We start from the raw sequence: 17,767 nt of genomic DNA on the forward strand, positions 1-17,767 counted from the left end.
CTCCGAATTTCAACACGCAGCCCCGTTTTCGTTGCACAAAGTGCAGCATAGGAGGCAAATCTAAGCGCTGCATCTGTTTCTGGGCTGCGCCCAGCCCGTGCCTGCAACTAGCCCGAGTGAGAAGTATTACTGTGTGTGCTGTGGCAAGCTCGCATGGATGTCCCGTTCTAATAAAGGGGGAACATCGTTCCTCTATTTAGACACAAAACGGATTTTCAAGGGTTGAAGGGGAACTACAGGGTCTTATTTCACCTCACCCCCCCAATTATCTGGGCGAAATGGCGAAATAGCGGACCATTGTTCCCACTTCCTTGCCATAGGGTGGTTTTTGGCAAAATAGCGTCCTGCAGTTCCCTTATAGTTTCGCTCATAAAAAAAGACAGAGCAGGAAACACATCCCGCTCTGTCTTTTTTCATTAAATCCCCACTAACTTCCTGACTTTACGATACAGCAGCGTCAACACCCAAGGAATCGCCACAATCAGCACAAGCACAATCGCATTATACAGATGAAAGAGCGCGATCGAGCCCGGCATTTGGACCTTATATTTCCACAGAGAAAGCAGCGCCGGATGCATCAAGTACACACCGAATGACACGGATCCCAGGGAAACGAAGAAGCGGCCAACGGGCGGTGCTTTTTGCAGGAGCCACTTCCCGCCCCAGATGAAGCTTATGCCGATTCCGATGCTATAAAGCAGCCAAAGCACCTCAAACCACGTATTTTCAAACGTGTATCCCTTTAGTCCCAGCAAGTATAGCGATGTATACGTTAAGCCGCTAAGGATGGAAGCTGGAATAACCCAGCCTTTATTGCGCTCCAACCACGTCCGAAATGCCCCGTAATTCATCCCTATCGCGCCTCCGATGAGGAAGTACCCGAAGTAGGTGACGCACAGCTCTGGTTTGTGGGCGATCGACCCGAACCAATGGCTGTACACGTACACGCCGGCTTGTATGGCGAGTCCCCAAAGCGCCAGCGTTTTGCGGAACCAAGCGGCATTTCTCACAGCCCAAACAAGCAGAGGAAACAGCAGGTAAAACTGCACGATAATGATCATAAAATATAAATGATAGCCCGAATCCGCCCATTTCAACTGTTCCAGAAACACCCGCGGCTCTATTTTAAATGGGTGCCCCGGTGTCCAGAGCCAAGGATTGTATATGTAGTAAAAAAAAGACCATACAATATAAGGGACAAGCACCTGCCTCACACGTTTCCAATAAAAGATGCCGGCCTGCTTGGCGCTCCAATTATCCGTATATATGTAGAACAGCACAATGCCGCTTAAGAAAATAAAAACAGGAACGGCAAAATAGCTCATTTTGTTCAAGAATAACATAAGCAGCTGCGAGCTGCTGCCTTTCAAAGCCGGATCCACCGTCCAGTCTGCCGTAACGTGAATCGTGACGACGGCTAGAATCGCAATCGCTCTAACAATATCGAGCTCCGTAATTTTTTGTTTGGCCATATCGGTTTCAAATCCTCATTTCCTCATACATACCCTTTAATATAGACAGTTTCGACATAATTCGCAACTTCCATCATCGGCAAAAAGTCCCTATCTCATAGAAATAGGAACTTCTTTACGCTAGGCGGAAACCGTCTCCCGAGTCTGACGTTTGCGGGGACGAATAAGCATTATAATTGCTCTCCTCATTCAATGCCTGAATAAACGCTTAACAATCACTGAAACTCTACTGAAACTATAACTTTTCAAAAAAAAAGACTATCCGGTTTCGCAGGTTCTGCGACTTCCCGAACAGTCTCTTTTTTATTTAAGCATCGCTTGCAACGGTTCCGCAATAATGCGCTGCACATCCTCAAGCACGATGGATAAACGGCGTTCCGCATCGAATAACCGCTTGATTCCCGGGTTCAGGGCAAGTTCGTCGTACAGCTTTTGCAGCTTCTCCATCTCTTCTGGCGGCGGCATTGCGCCTGCGGCCATTTTCTGCTGAAGTTCATTTTGTCGTTGACGGAAATCTTCCAGTGCGTTTTTGCTGGATGCATCCTGGCTAATCTGAGCGCGAATCGCCAACATATCGTTATATTCACTGCTTTCCTTAATTGCTTTTGCAAGCTCATATGCTCTATCATGCACATTCATTTCCATTACCTCCTCATTTTTCCCAACTCGCGGTTGGGCTCTTCCCCAAACAGTTTCGAACACATCCCAAGCACAAAGGGATATATGTCCTCATATGATGGAGTAGTTTACTTTGCTTAAACAGCAATGCCATTTTTGATGCTGGAAGGAGTGTTCGCTATTGACCAGGACGAAAGTCGGAATATCCATTCAAGGCACCAGCATCTATTTGGATGATCGGACCGTTGTTCTAAGTGAAGCCATTGCAAGAAAATGGAAAGTTCCGTCCAATCAATCGATGGTCCTGCGCTTTGGCTCTGCCAAACAGGATGTCAAGGTCATAACGGCGGCTACATCGAACAGTTTGCGGTTCAATCCCGTCCTCGCCGCCAAGATCGGTATTCATCAAGGGGCGCAGCTTAATATTCATTATAGGCACAATGTGGGCACCTTGTCGATTGGACCCTTAATTGGTGTGATGATCAGCCGCGTTTATAAGAATGCGCCCGATCGCCCTTTTGGTGCTATCACCGCTTTTTGTAAAGAAATGACGGCTGCATGTGAACGATACGGGGCTGTCATCTGCTTTTTTCCGCCAGGCGAAATGCAAGCGAACGCCAGCTCCATTTCTGCATATGCGTATTCCAACGGTTCATGGAACAAAAGAACGTTTCCGATTCCTAATGTGATTTACAACCGCCTTACCTCGCGCAAGTACGAGAACCAGCCGAACGTTCAACAATTTTTGAAAGATGCCAAGGCCCGTCACGGCACCGAAGTCTTCAATGAGAAATATTTGAACAAAACGGAAGTGTTCGATGCCTTGCGCAAAGAGAGCTCCCTTCACGGGTATTTACCGGAATCTTACCTCTTCAAAAATTATCAAATGCTCAAATCCATGGCCTCCCGCCATCCCGTCCTGTTTCTCAAACCGATCACCGGCTCCCTGGGAAAAGGGATCATTCGGATTCGCCGGGAACCCGGCGACGCTTATACGTGTGACTTTACGAACTTAAACGGTGTACGCAAACAAACATTCCCATCCATTTCCGCTCTGTTCCAGGCGATTGCCGGCAAGCTCAAAACCCAGCGCTATCAGCTGCAGCAAGGACTGGACCTCATCACAACCGACGGCAAAACGATTGATTTCCGTTCCCTCGTACAGCGCGGAGCAAAAGGCGAGTGGGCCATCACTTCGATTGTCGGACGCATCGCCGGAACGCAGCATTTCGTCTCCAACCTCGCACGGGGCGGCACTTTGACGAATGTGACGGGCGCGCTGGCCAGATCATCAGTTTCACCAACTGCTCGTGTCTCTGTCAAGGCACGCTTGCGCAAGGCTTCTCTGGACATCGCCAAAGGAATTGAAGCACAAATTCCCAGTCATTTTGGAGAGTTAGGAATCGACCTTGCTGTAGATAAAACGGGTAAGGTTTGGCTGCTTGAAGTCAACTCCAAACCGTCCAAAGACGATAACACACCATTAAACAATGAGAAAAAAATCAGGCCGTCCGTGAAACAACTCGTGCAATATGCCAAATATTTGGCAAAGATTTGAGGTGGCATTATGCGAAGAAGCACCAAACGTCCATTGCTCGGGATCATGGTCACAGAATTGAATAGGGAGCTGCCTTTTGCAAGTTCAGATTTCTATATGCATCTGACTGACTGCGCTGCCCGGGAAGGTCTGGACGTCGTCGTATTCTCACCGAATCGCATTGATTGGAAAGGGCAAACGGTACGGGGTTACTCCTTTGAGACTGAAACGAAAGAATGGGTCTCCAAGCTCTTTCCACTGCCTTCGCTGATTTACGACCGATGCTTCTTTAGCAATAAGAGCAGCTATGACCACTACTTGCACCAAGTGAAGAAGCTGCGCGAAACACCCCTTATTCGCTTCTTAGGCTATGGGCTCGGCGGGAAGTGGGAAGTCGGGCAAATGATGCAAAAAGACAGCACGCTCAGCCGTTACTTGCCTGAGACGAACTTGCTCACAAGCGGCAGTGACCTTAGAGATTGGTTTCTTACAAAGAACGACGTATTCCTTAAACCGCAAGGCGGCAGTCAAGGGAAAGGCGCCCTGCATCTACGCAAAATAAACGCAATGGATGGAAGCATTGCCTTTCATGTCAAAGGCCGCAATGCGCATAACGGACTTGTCGAACGTCATTTCCAACATTTCGATTCCTGCTGGCATTGGCTGCGCAGCCGTATCGGCACCCGGCCCTATCTCATGCAAGAGTATCTGCACCTGCAATCATCCGAAGGAATGGCTTACGATATACGCTCTCTCGTACAAAAGAACGGCTCCGGCTTATGGGAAAGCACGGGCATGGCTGTTCGAATCGGCAAGCCTGGCAGTATAACCTCCAACCTGCACGGCGGAGGCACTGCCGAAGAGGTACCGGCCTTCCTCACGAGGGAGTTCGGCGAGAACAAGGCGGGTGAGCTTATGGCCACGGTTGCCATGTTATCGACTCGCATCCCTCCGATTCTAGAAAGCCATCATGGGCGATTGGCGGAGCTTGGCATTGATTTTGGCATCGATGCTTTGGGCCGCGTATGGATTCTGGAAGTGAACTCCAAGCCGGGCAGAACGATTTTTGCGCGTATGCATAATGAGAAAGCGCGTATGAAATCCATTGCAAACCCCGTCTATTATGCTGGATATTTGCTGAACAAAAAGCTGAGCTAAGCTTGGCTTGCTGGTATGTGGCCAGGCGGACAAACGTTCATGACTGTCTGCCAGGACACGGAAAGCCCCGTAGGGCAACAAGTTTAGGAGGGTAACCTAATGAGTTTGACAACGTGTATGCTCCACGCCGTACAACGAACAGATAGATCGGTCTACTTAACAAGTGAACTCGTCAAAGCTTTACGGTTAACCGGGAATAAATCGATTACTGTAAAGGTCGGCAGCAAAACAGCCACACTACCGATCCGCCTGATCAAAAAAAGTGGTCAGCATATGTACATTCCGCTTTCCTTAATGGCTTCACTGCGCATACCTCGAGCAGGGAGCGTCATGGTTGCCAGTACGACGAACAAAGAACTGCGCATCGGCCCGATCATCGGCGTTTTGACGAATATCACGGGCGGGTCGTCTCCCTTCGGTACAAAAACCGGATTCATCCGCCAAGTTTTAAATACAGGTTCAAGTAAATCATTTATTTTCGCTTTCAGCCCGAGGAACGTCAACTGGGTTCAGGAAACGGTCACCGGCATTATTCCCAAAGAGGGCGGGGGCTGGATTCGCAAAACCTTCCCGCTGCCTGATGTCGTCTACAACCGGCTCTCCAGCCGTAAAGCCGAGAAATCCGCCGGTATGGAGGGCTTTAAGGACCGGTTTGTGCGCAGAGGCATTCCGCTCTTTAACTGGAGCTTTTTTGATAAATGGGATGTCTACAAAATGTTAGATGGGGACGATGCTTTCAAATTCGTTCCGGAATCCCGCATCAATCCGTCTGCCGATCAAATTAAAGAAATGCTCGACAAGCATAAATTCATTTATTTAAAACCTACGGCGGGGAGCCTGGGCATCGGAATTTTCCGGGTCACCTACAACCCGAAACGCGGCTATTTCGTTCGCTACCGCAAAGGCGGTAAAAACGTACTCATCCGCTATGGGAAATTCGAAGGACTCATGCAAATGCTCGGCACCGGACGCGGACGCCTTTCGAACTATGTGGCCCAGCAAGGAATTCGTCTCATTGAAATCGACAACTGTCCGATTGATTTCCGCTTCCATATGACGAAGAACGGGAGCAACAACTGGGTTGTAGCCGCCATCGGGGCTAAAAAATCCGGCAAGGGCAGTGTAACCACCCACATCCGCAACGGCGGTCAGTTAATGACGCCAGAACAGGTGCTTCGCCAAATCTACGGCAGCCGCGCAGAACAGGTGCTTACCAATGCCAAAGAAACAGCCATCAAACTCGCTGAAGGCATCGAAAATAACTATAATCACTTGCTCGGGGAACTCGGATTCGATATTGGCATCGATCAAAATGAGAAAATTTGGATGTTCGAAGCGAATGCCAAACCAGGCAGATCCATTTTCAAACATCCGTCCTTAAAAGAGGGAGACCACGCTACTTTGCAAAGTATTTACGAGCACTGCCTCTACTTGAGCAGATTCCGCTCTAGGAGGGAAAACTAATGGCTTTCTTCCTGAACAATAAAGAGTCAACACCGACGCTAGCCATTCTTACCGTGAAGGATAGCAATCGGGTATTCCGCGGCAATTTGCACAATTTTCTTGATTTAATCCAGACCGGTGAGCGGCTTGGGGTTGATGTTTACGTCGTGACGACAAAAGACTTCAATTTATCGAGCAATGAGATCCACGGCTACCGTTACAACGCTCAGAAGAAGAAATGGAGCAGGGAACTCGTTCCCGCTCCTCAAGTCGTATACAATCGGATACCCTACCGCAAAATGGAGATGAAGCCCGAAGTCCAACAAACCATTCAAGCCTGCAATCGCAGTACCAGCGTCCATTTATTTAATTCTTCCTTCTTTAACAAATGGACCTTGTTTAGTTGGCTGAACGGCGCCAAAGAAAGCAAACCTTACATGCCCGACACCAAGCAATTAAGCTCGGCTGACGATCTGACTTCCCTTTTGCGCAAACACTCCGTGCTGTATTTAAAACCGGTGAAAGGCAAAGCCGGAAAAGGGATTATGCGAATTGACCGGTTGACCACGAAGAGTAATCAAACCCAATACCGGTTAAGCCGCCAGGTGGATAAACAGATGACCTACAGTTATCACAATTCCACTTCTGAGCTCTGGAGCGAATGGAATCGTCACCGCGGCACCCATGAATATATTGTCCAGCAGGGGATCGCATTAGCCAGATACCAACAGCGGGCCTATGATTTACGCGCACTCATCCAGAAGACATCCAAAGGCGAGTGGAGCGTATCAGGCGTAGGTGCACGCGTTGCCGGAAAAGCCAGCATTACGACGCACGTCCCAAGGGGCGGATCTATCGACGATCCGTTTAAGCTGCTTACTCAGGGCTTTGGTGCCAAGGAAGCGAAAAACATTTTAAAACGGGTTGAAACAGCCGCCGTTACGCTCGCCACCCAAATTGAAAAATCGTCGGGCAATCAGCTTGGTGAAATGTCGATGGATATCGGTGTGGATATCGGAGGACATATCTGGTTCTTTGAAGCAAACTCCAAACCGATGAAATTCGACGAACCCAAAATTCGCAAGAAATCACTTGAACGCATTATTCGCTACAGCCTCTACCTTATTAATAATGGAAGAAGAAGGTGATTATGCTTGTCTTCACAACGACTGGGCGTACTCGCTATTTATTTAAGCAAATCTAAACTGGAAGAACTCTCCTATTTTCAAAGGCTCAGTAAGGAAGGTAAAAAACTGGGCGTTCAAGTCGAAGTCTTCTCGCCGACCGATGTGGAAGCCGACAACTCTGTACGCACGTTGACTTATGATGCGGCACACGGAAGATGGATTCGACGCCGCACATCCATGCCGCCGGTTATTTATGACCGCTGCCGCTACAAAGCCATAGCCAACTATCAAATGCTCAAAGCGTTCCGCAATCGTCATGCCAAGCTGACCTTTTTGAGCAGGCCGTTAGCCAACAAATGGTCCATGCACAAAATACTTTCCGAGAATGAGAGCATTCGTTCCTACCTCCCGGTTACCGTGCGATTCAGCTCCGTGCAGGAGCTGCTGAAATTCCTCAAAAAGCATAAACTCGTGTATGTCAAACCGAAAAGCGGAACAGGCGGCAGAGGCATCCTGCGAATTGAACAGCTCGACCACGACCTCTATTTATTACAAGGAAGAAATCAGCAAAGAACCATCATCACCCCGTACCGCGCCAGCGAAAAACAGCTGCTCGTCAAGCTGCATTCGCTGAAGCTAAGCCCGGACTATGTGGTTCAACAGGGCATTCAATTGAAACTGAGAGATGGACGCGTGCATGACTACCGGCTGCTCATTCAGAAAAACGGCCAAGGTGAATGGGAGGTAACCGGCTGTGCGGGCCGTATCGGTCCTCAGCGCAGCATCACTTCGAATCTTCACGGTGGCGGCAGCGCTGTTTCTCAAGATAAACTGCTTGCATACCGTTTTGCTTCTTCTGAAAAAACGGAAACCATCAAGCAAGAAATGAATAGCTTTGCTTATATGCTCGCGGACTTTCTAGAAACGAAATTCGGCAAACTGTGCGAGTTGGGGATGGATATCGCGGTAGATCCGCGAGGCGAAGTTTGGTTGCTCGAAGTCAATCCCAAGCCCTCCCGGGAAGTTTTTCGCAGAATCGGCGAAAACGCAACCTACCAGAAGGCGGTTACACGGCCCATCGAATACGCGGTCTGGATGCTGAAACAGCAATCACGCAAATTAGAAACGCAAGCATCAGAGGATTTGGATTTAATGGATTAAGCAATCAATCGGAAGCGGCAGCCCCTGGCTGTAAGGAGCTTCCGACCTACATAAGTAAAAGACTGAGACCGCAGAATAAGTAAAAGATCGAGAGTCCGCCGATTGCCCCATCGCAAGCCGCGTTGATAAATCATGAACACAATGCTCCTGCAGAGCGGATTCCGTCCCTGTAGATGTGTCATCGCAAAGCGGACAAGCTATACTTTTAACTCCGAATGCTTATTCGTTGAATTCTCAATCTGGATCGTTGTGTGGCTAATACGAAAACGTTCCTCCATCCGATGAATCGCTTGCTGCAGGATGGATTGGCTGTCCTGATCGTCAGCAATGAGCAAGTGGCAGCTTAATGCGTCGAGTCCCGAAGTAATCGTCCAGATGTGCAAATCATGTACGTTAATGACGCCGTCAATGCTTTCCAGCTCCTGCTTGACTTCTCCTAAAGAAATCTCAGCGGGCGTCCCCTCCATCAAAATATGAATCGTGGATTTCAGAACAGCCCAAGCTCCTTTGAGAATAAGGAGAGCCACAATGACACTAATGATCGGATCGGCCGCATACCAACCAAAAATAAGCATAACCGCACCAGCAACGATGGCTCCGACCGAGCCCAGCGCATCGCCTAATATATGAAGATATGCGCTGCGCAGGTTCAAATTGCTATGCACATCCCCTTTGCGCATTAGCGACCAAGCGCTTAGCAGGTTGGCTAATAACCCAATGCAGGCAATGATCATCATGGAACCGCTGGCTACGACTGGCGGGTTAAAAAATCGATCGAACGCTTCCCATATAATAAAACCGGCAATCAGAAAAAGAGTGACCGCGTTAAAGAGCGCTGTTAAAATTTCAACGCGGTGAAAGCCAAACGATTTGCTGGCCGACGACGGTTTAGCCGCGAACCAAAGCGCGACCAGACTTAAGAACAGCGAGCCGGCGTCGCTTAACATATGCCCCGAATCGGAGAGCAGCGCCAAACTGTTCGTCCATAACCCACCGATGAATTCTAAAATCATGATTCCTAGGGTTATGCAAAGCGCAATAATAAGACCCTGTTTGCTTCCATCATGACCATGATGATGGTGCCCGTGCCCGTGATGGTGTCCATGGTGGTGTCCATCGTGCGCGTGGGTGTGTTCGCTATGGCCCTCGTGGCTGCATGAAGCATGATCCTTATGAGATTTTTCTTCTGGCGAATGTTGATGCATGGCATTCCCTCCCTGTTGCTCTGCCACTAGAATGGCATGCTGTTCGTAACTTTATACATAACGAATTAATATATGAGCACTTATTCATATATTAATGAGTGAAGCCAGCTTTTGTCAATAAGGTTTCGCCTAAAAGGGAGAAATTACGGAGAACCCAATGAGCAAACCCAACTTTCCCAAACTTTTTGACACTCCCCCTTTTCCCGCTATAAACAAACCTCTCTCTCCCCGTGAAACTGCAAAAGTGCAGGTAATTTGAATGCTTAAGTGCGATTTAGCTACCTTTGATGTAAAAAGTACAGGTAATTTCGGTGAAATGAGCCATTTTGGCCATTTCTGGTGAAATTACCTGTACTTAATGCAGGTACTGGTTGAAAACGGCATGGTGGAGGCTGATTTAGATGTACTTTTTGCAGTTGAGCTGAGTAGGATCAACTTCCCCCTACCGTGGCCGTTCACGTGGAACAACTGTGCTCGAACGAGCGCAGCGTATTGATGCTCATTGATGCTCTATTCGTGATAAAGGAACTCCATTCCCTTATTTCGGCGAAAAGCCGATTTTCGGGTGTCCGAGGGGAACTAGAGGGTCTTATTTCACCTCAATGATCTACCTTCCTGCTCGGAATGGTGGAATAGCGGACCCCAGTTCCCATTCCCCTGCCGAAAGGGCTGTTTCCAGCAAAATAGAGCCCTGTAGTTCCCTCTCCCTTCCAGCGAGGCATGGAGACTGGAGACTCACTCGCGAAAAAAAATCGGCTCTAAGCCCATTTCCGGAGCTTAAAGCCGATCATCCTAACAAACATTACGTTCCTGTAGCCACTTTGTTAGCCCCAGCTTCCACAACATCGGGGTCAAACGTAACTGTCGCGCTAAATATAGAAGTGGAAACGCCGAAATCCCCCGTAATGTCGCCTCCGCTACCAGAATACGACTTGGCTGCGCTTGTCGGAGCAATCACTAATGTGTCTCCGTTCACCAGGCTTCCTTCGTTCCTAATAATGTTGAAAAATCCTATAAAAGAAGGCATTCTGATCAGCACCCTTATCTCAATGTGCTACAGTGTATGCCCAGCCTACTTGGTTTGCGACTAATTCCGCTTAAACATATTCCAACAGTTCAGCGAAGCTGCGGATTCGAATATGCGCGCCTTCCAGCTCTCCGGCTTCCCGGAAGCCTGCATAATCACAAGCCGCTACAGTCAGGTTATTTTTCAGGCCTGCCTCCACGTCGGAAGAACGGTCCCCTACCATCCAGGCAGATTCAATCCCATGTGTCTCGAGGGCTATTTTGACCAGATCCACTTTGGATTTGGTTTGGTATTTTCCAGCGCTGTATAAGTCTTCGAATAAGTGGGAAAGCCCCATCGCTTCGGTCACATGGCCGACATAGTCCTCCAACCCGTTGCTTGCCACAAATAATCGGATGCCTTTGTCCTTCAGAGCTTGCAGCGTTTCGGCAACCCCTTCGTACAGCTTGCCCTGCCCCTGCTGCAGCCCCTCCATTTGAAACTTTAGCAGCAGCTCATCGGCTGCCAGGCGCGCCTCCATCGAAGCATCCGGCATCACCCGCTGCCAAATATGCTCAAGCAGCATGCCCAGCGCTCCCAAGATTCTTTCTTCCGGCGGAGTTTCTCCCGCATACAGCCCCTTTTCTCTAAGCGCATCAAATGTCGCATGATAAGCGGGCAATAAAACCGTCTCCGTTTGAAATAACGTGCCATCCATATCAAAAAACATAGCTTCAGGTAAGTTTCTCTGTGTGCTCATCATCAAGCTCCTTCTCCGGCATAAATTCTACATGACGTATAATGATCTTAGTTTAGAATGGCAAACATACCCATGTAAGTCAATGTTCATATTTGGGAAAAAGCCTGTTGCCGAGAGCAATAAAAACAGTTATGATTGAAATGAGAATAATTACATCGAAAAATGATATTTTTATGCAAAATAATTTCAAAATTCAACCAACCAATGTAAATAATTGCCGATGAGAGCGAGGAGTACAAACATGAATCTTCACATTTTTCAAAATCAACAAGAACTCAATGAGGCCGGAGCCGGGATTATTACCTCGCTTGTCCAAATGCAGCCAAAAGCCGTTCTGGGCTTAGCGACGGGCGGCACGCCAGTTGGGATTTATGAAGAAATAGTGAAAGCTTACGATAAAGGCCGCGTCAGCTTCAAGAACGTCACTACTTTCAACCTGGACGAATATGTCGGCTTGCCGGTAGATCATCCAGAGAGCTATCACGCGTATATGCAGCAGCATTTGTTCGCGCACATTGACCTGCCTGCTGCATCCGCTCATCTCCCTAACGGGAATGCTCCCGATTTGGAAGCGGAATGCGCGAGATTCAATGAACTTCTTGACGATGCGAAGCAGATTGATTTGCAAATTCTCGGCCTCGGCCATAACGGACATATTGGCTTTAATGAGCCCGACGATTCACTGGTCAGCGGAACGCATCTCGTGGAATTGAAAGCTGAAACCCGCGAAGCGAATGCTCGCTTTTTCAACACCATTGAGGAAGTGCCTACGCATGCATTAACGATGGGAGTCGGCACGATCCTCAAAGCCAAAACGATCCTGCTGATCGTTCGCGGAGCAGATAAAGCCGAAATCGTTCACCGTGCGCTGACAGGACCGATTACAACCGAAGTTCCGGCTACTCTGCTGCAAACTCACCCGCACCTTGTCGTACTGCTTGACGCTGAGGCCGGGAGGTTTTTCGAATGAGCGAACTCGTCATCACGGGTGCCAAAATCGTAACCGAACAGGGCGTCATTGAACAAGGCGCCGTTCATATCAAAGATGGCGTTATCGCGGCAATCCAGACCGGCACACAGTGGGCGCCTAGCGCTCCCGGTCCGGATGCCCAAACGATCGATGCTCGCGGCAGCTGGTTATTGCCCGGTTTCATCGATGTTCATGTGCATGGCGGGTACGGCGCTGATTTCATGGAGGCGAGCCCGGAGACGCTCGATACCATTACCCGGTTTCACGCCTCAAACGGCACCACCTCCATGCTGGCAACGACGATGACGGCAACGCGTGAGGACATTGACCGCGTCCTAGGCGAAGTAAACCGCTATATGCAAGAACCGATGCCTTACGCCAGGCTGCTTGGCGTGCATATGGAAGGGCCTTTTATCTCGCCGAAATGGGCCGGCGCGCAGGACCCGAAGCTGATGCTGCCGCCGCAGCTTTCATGGGTGCAAGATTGGCACGAGCGCTATCCGCAGCTCGTGAAGCAGCTTACCCTCGCCCCAGAAGGCGAGGGAGCGCTTGAGACGATCGCGTGGCTGCGCGATCACGGCATCGTCGCCGCCTGCGGCCACACCGACGCCTCGTACGCCGACATCCAGTCGGCGGCTGACGCGGGGCTCTCGCACGCAGTGCACACCTTCAACGCGATGAAGCCGCTGCATCATCGCGAACCCGGTACCGTCGGTGCCGTCCTCACCGACGACCGCATCAGCGGCGAAGTCATCGCCGATGGCATCCATGTGCATCCGGCAGCGATTCGCCTGCTGGTGAAAGCCAAGCAGCCGCATGGCCTGCTGCTCATCACGGACGCCATGTCTGCCGCGGGACTCGGCGACGGGCAGTACGAGCTTGGCGGGCAAGCCGTCACCGTTCAATCGGGCGTTGCCCGGTTGACGGAAGGCGGCGCGCTCGCCGGTTCCACGCTGACGATGATCGATGCGCTCCGTTTCATGGTGCGCGAGGTCGGTGTCAGCGTCGAGGACGCGAGCCGCTTCGCGAGCGGCAATCCTGCGCGGCTGCTGCAGCTTCAGGCGTCGCACGGCTCGATTGCGCAAGGCAAGCAGGCGGATCTGCTCCTTGTCAGCCCTGATCTCGACATCGAACACGTATGGATTCGCGGCAAAGAATTGCAAGCCTAAAATACAAGAGGGCTGCCCCTTAAGTAGATCATCTACTTGAGGAGCAGCCCTTCGTTTATTATCAAATGTGGTTCACATGTCCATCGTTACTTTTTCAATATGCCTATATATTCTTTCCAAGGCCCAATATCCGTCCTGTATCTCCCGGCCATGACCCGTACGATTTGAGCCGTGTGGGTTAAGTCATGAACAACCCAGGTAGACAGTAGTTCTCTTACCTTCACTACACCTAATCTAGGGTGTAACCCCGTCGATTCAAGATTCAATTCCGTTTCCACATAACCCTTAAGTTTAGCTAGATTTTGTGTTCTTAGCGTTTTAAATTCAAATAACTTTTGTTCTATTGACGAACTTTCAATTGTGTGGGAATTGAGATCAATGGCAGGAAATGGTTTACTTTCGCCTTCCTGAAGAATAAATGCTAACCTTGGTATCCACGTATCTTTTTCTAACTCAATGAGGTGTTCAATGACTTCAGAGACAGTCCAGGTTCCTTCGCCTTCGTTGCAATTCAACCATGTATCCGATAGACCGGATAAAAAAAACGCCAATGCTTGTGGTGTTCGTTCCAGAACCTCAATAGCTTCTTTCATATTAAAATTCATCTAACGGCTCCTTTCTATGAGACAACTATTTTCACAAAAAAAGATATAAACCTATTCGCGAAAGAAGGAATATTTCCCTTTAAACCGCAGTACGCTACATTCCCTATATCTAAATAACGCGCCACAGGCAATCGGACAAAAGATACTAAATCACCTCCACCATACAAACATTGCTTCGCGGTTACCGGGCTTCCTTGCTCCCCCCAATTGCCGGCAACGTTCGGGTGAACATGATAAGCAGGGAAGTTGGAGGAAGAGACATCCAGCCTGAGACGCGATCCGCTTTTCAACCGCCATGTGATCGGCCATAGCTCGATACTTATGCTCACGATGGTGCCAGGCTCATAAGAAAGCCGCATGGATGATCCATTCCGATAGGCCAAGCTCGTGATGCCGTCAGCAAAGTTATACGCTTCGCCACTGGCGAATACTTCCATTAATTTCACCGTAAAAGCGGTATCCGCCGCCGTTGAGCTCACATGCAGCCCGACCCTCATCTGACCGGCAACGAGCAGATCCTGCGCCAAGGGTTCGGATAGGAAGGAAATCACATCCGGCCTAGAGCCCGCTTCCGGTTGTAAGACACTTGCCGCCTTCGGGAGATAAGGGGAATCGCCATACACGGAAAGCAGCGTGCTGCCGCCTGCTGTAGGTACTGGATGCTTAGGGTCGTACTCATAGGAAAAGGAAGCAGGCTGAGCAGACGGACGTTTCCCAAGCGATTTCCCTTCGTTCAGATAAAATAACATCGCGTCATTCTCCGGCGGCCATTGCTCCCATGTTCGCCAACCTTTGTCTCCAATGACATACGTATGAACGACTCCCAACTGTTCCTTATAGGGCTGATTTTTGACCATAGCGTCAAACCAATCCAGCGCAGCTTTCGTCCCCCCGTTCGGACCATCCACCCGTCCTCCCGGATAATCCAGATCGCCATAAGGAACCAGCGAATGCACCCATGGACCGACGGTGAAACGGCTCCTGTCGCGAATGTCTGGCCTCAATTGATGGAAAGCGGTGAACATCGTCTCCAGCGCAATATCGAACCAACCGCACACCATGCAGACGGGGATATTGATTTGCGGCGGCATTGACTTCAACAGCCCCCATAAACCTTCATTCCATAAGGAGTCGCCAGAGCCGGAATTGGCAATAAAATCACGGTACCACGGCAACCTTTTGCCCAGAAGCTTCTCATCCATCTCAATCGGCGGCCAAATTCGATACGCATTGTGAGCCATCTCGGCCAAATCCGCTTCTCCCCAATCCTTGCCCGAGTTGGACAAGGCCCATGAAGTATAAATATCCGGCTTGAACATGCCGTCCATATAGGCAAAACGGTAGAGATCCGTCCCCATAACGGAAAGGTACAGCGTCTTCACCTCCGGCGGCAAACAATCCGCTAGTATCCATTGATTGAAGGACAAATACGATCCACCGTACAGGCCGATGCTGCCATCCTGCCAAGTCTGCCGAACTAACCAGTCCAGCGTATCAAGCCCATCCGACCGTTCGTTGACATAAGGCTCCCAAGTCCCTTCGGACGAGCCTCGTCCCCTGCATTCCTGAAGAACGACCGCATATCCGTAACGAGCGAAAAGGACAAAGGAAGGATCGTACACATCGCTGCTGTTTACGTAAGGATTACGCATGAGAAGGACGGGCCATGGGCCTTTCCCTTCCGGCAGCCATACATGCGTCGCTAAACGAATGTTGTCACGCATCGGGACCATAACCTTGTGATACTCCCCAACTTCGTGCGTAGGTTCAGGCATCAAATGCTCAGTTGTTTCTGACATGCTAACCCCTCCCAGGAGAAAAAGACGTCCATCCCAAAGAGCCGGGATGAACGCCAACGGCGCTGCCGTTAATTTCCGTATACTTCGAACTCGTAAATGCGGGCGTTGCTGCGATGCTGTGTTTTACTTGGATGCTTTCCAAGCATCAATTTGCTTCTGCATTTCGGCCAGAATATTGTCCAAGCCCGCCTTTTTCAACTTCGCATTCATCGTTGGCAAGGTCGTATCCGGATCGGCGATTCCCGTGATCAGCCCGGAATAGAATTCGTCCACCACCGAAGCGGTTTGCGCCAATTCGCTTTTCACGTTGCTTGGATCGAACGAGAAACCTAACAATTTGGACGGAATAGCTGCGGCATTCTTATCAGGACCGGCTGGATACCATTTCGGCTGAGTCGCACTTGTGCGGAACGAATTGAACATGTTGCCGTACTCCCAACCGGAGTCCATCCAATAACCGGCATTGTCCACTTTTTTGATCAAATCATCCGAAACCTTCGTATAGTGCTTGCCTTCAATGCCATAGCTCATCAAATTAAACAGCTCTGGATCGGCATACATCAGGTTGTAGAACATCATGGCTCTTGCTGGATCTTTGGAAGTTCGTGAAATCGCTGTCATTGTTGCGATAATAGAGCCTGTGCTCATATAAGGCTTGGAGAATTCAACCGCTGCTACGTTCGCTGCATCTCCGCCGCCGAATCTTTGAGCCTGGTTCGCGGCCGAATCCGGATTAATAACTGTAAATGTGGATGACACATATTTACCCGCCAATTCATCCGAGTTCGTGTCTTTAATCGTTGCCGCATCTTTGCGGATGATCCCTTTGGAATACCACTCGCGCATTTGTTTCAAAAAGGCCGTGAACTCCTGCGTTTCATATAAATTCACGACTTTGGACGACGCATCGTCGATTCGGATAACACCGGGATTTTTCTGGGAGAAATATTCAAGTCCGATCGCGGTGCCGTAGTTGCCCATCACATCGGTGTCGCCTTTTAAGCTAAACGGATATTTGTCCGGTTCAGCCTGTTTGACTTTTTCGAAAAACGGGGTCAAATCGGCCAATTTTTTAAATTGATCGGCTTTATAGCCATATTTGTCCAAGTACGTTTTGTTCATGAGTAAGCCCGGTGTGCGAGCCAAAACTTGAGTATTAATGATGCCATACAGCTTGCCTTTCACCTTCGCGGCATCCCAGGCGGATGGGGGGACTTGCTTCTTAATATCAGCACCGTATTTCGCTAACAGATCCGTAATGTCGAGGAATGCGCCTTTGTTTACGTTTTGCAAATAATCGTTCGTCCAGTTCGATGTGAAAATCAGATCCGCTTTCTCCCCTGAGGCTGCAATCGCTTGCATTTTCTGATCGTACGTACCCCAATCGACTAATTGAATATTCAGCGTGGCATTTATTTTTTCTTTCGTAATCTTGCTCATCGCATCCTGCACAAGCTTAGCATCCGGGAATACGCTTTGCGGCAAATACCATGTAATTTCATAAGGCTTAAGCTCCGCTGCGGCTGGACTAGCGGCAGCACTGCTGGCAGGGGAAGAAGGCTCGCTGCTGACCGGCGAAGGAGATGCACTGTTATTGTTAGTCCCGCAAGCGCTAAGCAGCATGCTGATGGATAAGCAGCTTACGATGACGGGTGACAAGGTTTTTAATGTTCTATTTTTCATATTCGAACCCTCCTAATGTCATGTTACAGGCTGTACAATCTATTATCATCCGAT

15 protein-coding genes are annotated in these 17,767 nt (G+C 49.5%); 7 read left to right on the top strand and 8 right to left on the bottom strand.

Annotation, left to right across the window (positions count from 1 at the left end):
* Positions 1–416 precede the first annotated feature (416 nt).
* Both GC097_RS14895 and GC097_RS14900 read right to left on the bottom strand, forming a co-directional pair.
* A complete protein-coding gene (locus tag GC097_RS14895) occupies positions 417–1,472 on the bottom strand; it encodes an acyltransferase (RefSeq protein WP_171684091.1) in 1,056 nt (351 codons plus the stop codon).
* A 303-nt stretch (positions 1,473–1,775) separates the two neighbouring features.
* Positions 1,776–2,111, bottom strand: a complete 336-nt coding sequence (locus GC097_RS14900) for a YlbF family regulator (protein ID WP_171684092.1) — start codon at positions 2,109–2,111, stop codon at positions 1,776–1,778.
* Between the two features lie 160 nt (positions 2,112–2,271).
* Here GC097_RS14900 and GC097_RS14905 point away from each other — a divergent pair, with 160 nt between their 5' ends.
* The 5 genes from GC097_RS14905 to GC097_RS14925 all read left to right on the top strand — a co-directional run bounded on the left by GC097_RS14905 (position 2,272) and on the right by GC097_RS14925 (position 8,516).
* Positions 2,272–3,648 carry a YheC/YheD family endospore coat-associated protein gene (locus GC097_RS14905; RefSeq protein ID WP_171684093.1) on the top strand — a complete coding sequence of 459 codons (1,377 nt, stop codon included), beginning with the start codon at positions 2,272–2,274 and terminating at the stop codon, positions 3,646–3,648.
* 9 nt (positions 3,649–3,657) lie between these two features.
* On the top strand, positions 3,658–4,785 hold the full coding sequence (locus tag GC097_RS14910; protein WP_171684094.1) for a YheC/YheD family endospore coat-associated protein: 1,128 nt from the start codon (positions 3,658–3,660) through the stop codon (positions 4,783–4,785).
* A 99-nt stretch (positions 4,786–4,884) separates the two neighbouring features.
* Positions 4,885–6,249: a YheC/YheD family endospore coat-associated protein gene (locus GC097_RS14915; protein ID WP_171684095.1), complete on the top strand. Its 1,365-nt coding sequence runs from the start codon at positions 4,885–4,887 to the stop codon at positions 6,247–6,249.
* Positions 6,249–7,376 (top strand): YheC/YheD family endospore coat-associated protein, encoded by a 1,128-nt coding sequence (locus GC097_RS14920; protein ID WP_171684096.1) that lies wholly within the window; start codon positions 6,249–6,251, stop codon positions 7,374–7,376. The genes GC097_RS14915 and GC097_RS14920 overlap by 1 nt, the downstream gene beginning before the upstream one ends.
* Positions 7,377–7,382: 6 nt before the next feature.
* Positions 7,383–8,516: a YheC/YheD family endospore coat-associated protein gene (locus GC097_RS14925; protein WP_171684097.1), complete on the top strand. Its 1,134-nt coding sequence runs from the start codon at positions 7,383–7,385 to the stop codon at positions 8,514–8,516.
* Positions 8,517–8,713: 197 nt separating this feature from the next.
* On the opposite strand, the gene GC097_RS14930 is transcribed toward GC097_RS14925, so the two are convergent.
* The 3 genes from GC097_RS14930 to GC097_RS14940 form a co-directional block, all read right to left on the bottom strand.
* Complete coding sequence (locus GC097_RS14930; RefSeq protein WP_171684098.1) at positions 8,714–9,721, bottom strand: cation diffusion facilitator family transporter; 1,008 nt, start codon at positions 9,719–9,721, stop codon at positions 8,714–8,716.
* A gap of 802 nt (positions 9,722–10,523) precedes the next feature.
* Positions 10,524–10,748, bottom strand: coding sequence for a spore germination protein (locus GC097_RS14935; protein ID WP_171684099.1), 225 nt, complete (start codon positions 10,746–10,748; stop codon positions 10,524–10,526).
* A gap of 70 nt (positions 10,749–10,818) precedes the next feature.
* Positions 10,819–11,487, bottom strand: a complete 669-nt coding sequence (locus tag GC097_RS14940) for an HAD family hydrolase (protein WP_376768390.1) — start codon at positions 11,485–11,487, stop codon at positions 10,819–10,821.
* A gap of 241 nt (positions 11,488–11,728) precedes the next feature.
* On the opposite strand from GC097_RS14940, the gene nagB reads away from it, so the two are divergent.
* Positions 11,729–12,457 carry a glucosamine-6-phosphate deaminase gene (gene nagB / locus GC097_RS14945; RefSeq protein ID WP_171684101.1) on the top strand — a complete coding sequence of 243 codons (729 nt, stop codon included), beginning with the start codon at positions 11,729–11,731 and terminating at the stop codon, positions 12,455–12,457.
* On the top strand, positions 12,454–13,626 hold the full coding sequence (nagA, locus tag GC097_RS14950; RefSeq protein ID WP_171684102.1) for an N-acetylglucosamine-6-phosphate deacetylase: 1,173 nt from the start codon (positions 12,454–12,456) through the stop codon (positions 13,624–13,626). Before nagB ends, nagA begins: the two co-directional genes overlap by 4 nt.
* Before the next feature lie 86 nt (positions 13,627–13,712).
* On the opposite strand, the gene GC097_RS14955 is transcribed toward nagA, so the two are convergent.
* The 3 genes from GC097_RS14955 to GC097_RS14965 all read right to left on the bottom strand — a co-directional run bounded on the left by GC097_RS14955 (position 13,713) and on the right by GC097_RS14965 (position 17,713).
* Positions 13,713–14,231: a DinB family protein gene (locus GC097_RS14955; RefSeq protein ID WP_171684103.1), complete on the bottom strand. Its 519-nt coding sequence runs from the start codon at positions 14,229–14,231 to the stop codon at positions 13,713–13,715.
* Positions 14,232–14,245: 14 nt separating this feature from the next.
* Complete coding sequence (locus GC097_RS14960) at positions 14,246–16,030, bottom strand: CocE/NonD family hydrolase (protein ID WP_171684104.1); 1,785 nt, start codon at positions 16,028–16,030, stop codon at positions 14,246–14,248.
* 123 nt (positions 16,031–16,153) lie between these two features.
* On the bottom strand, positions 16,154–17,713 hold the full coding sequence (locus GC097_RS14965) for a DUF3502 domain-containing protein (protein WP_171684105.1): 1,560 nt from the start codon (positions 17,711–17,713) through the stop codon (positions 16,154–16,156).
* Positions 17,714–17,767 lie beyond the last annotated feature (54 nt).

It is taken from the genome of Paenibacillus planticolens (assembly GCF_013141725.1).
Taxonomy (GTDB): domain Bacteria; phylum Bacillota; class Bacilli; order Paenibacillales; family NBRC-103111; genus Paenibacillus_E; species Paenibacillus_E planticolens.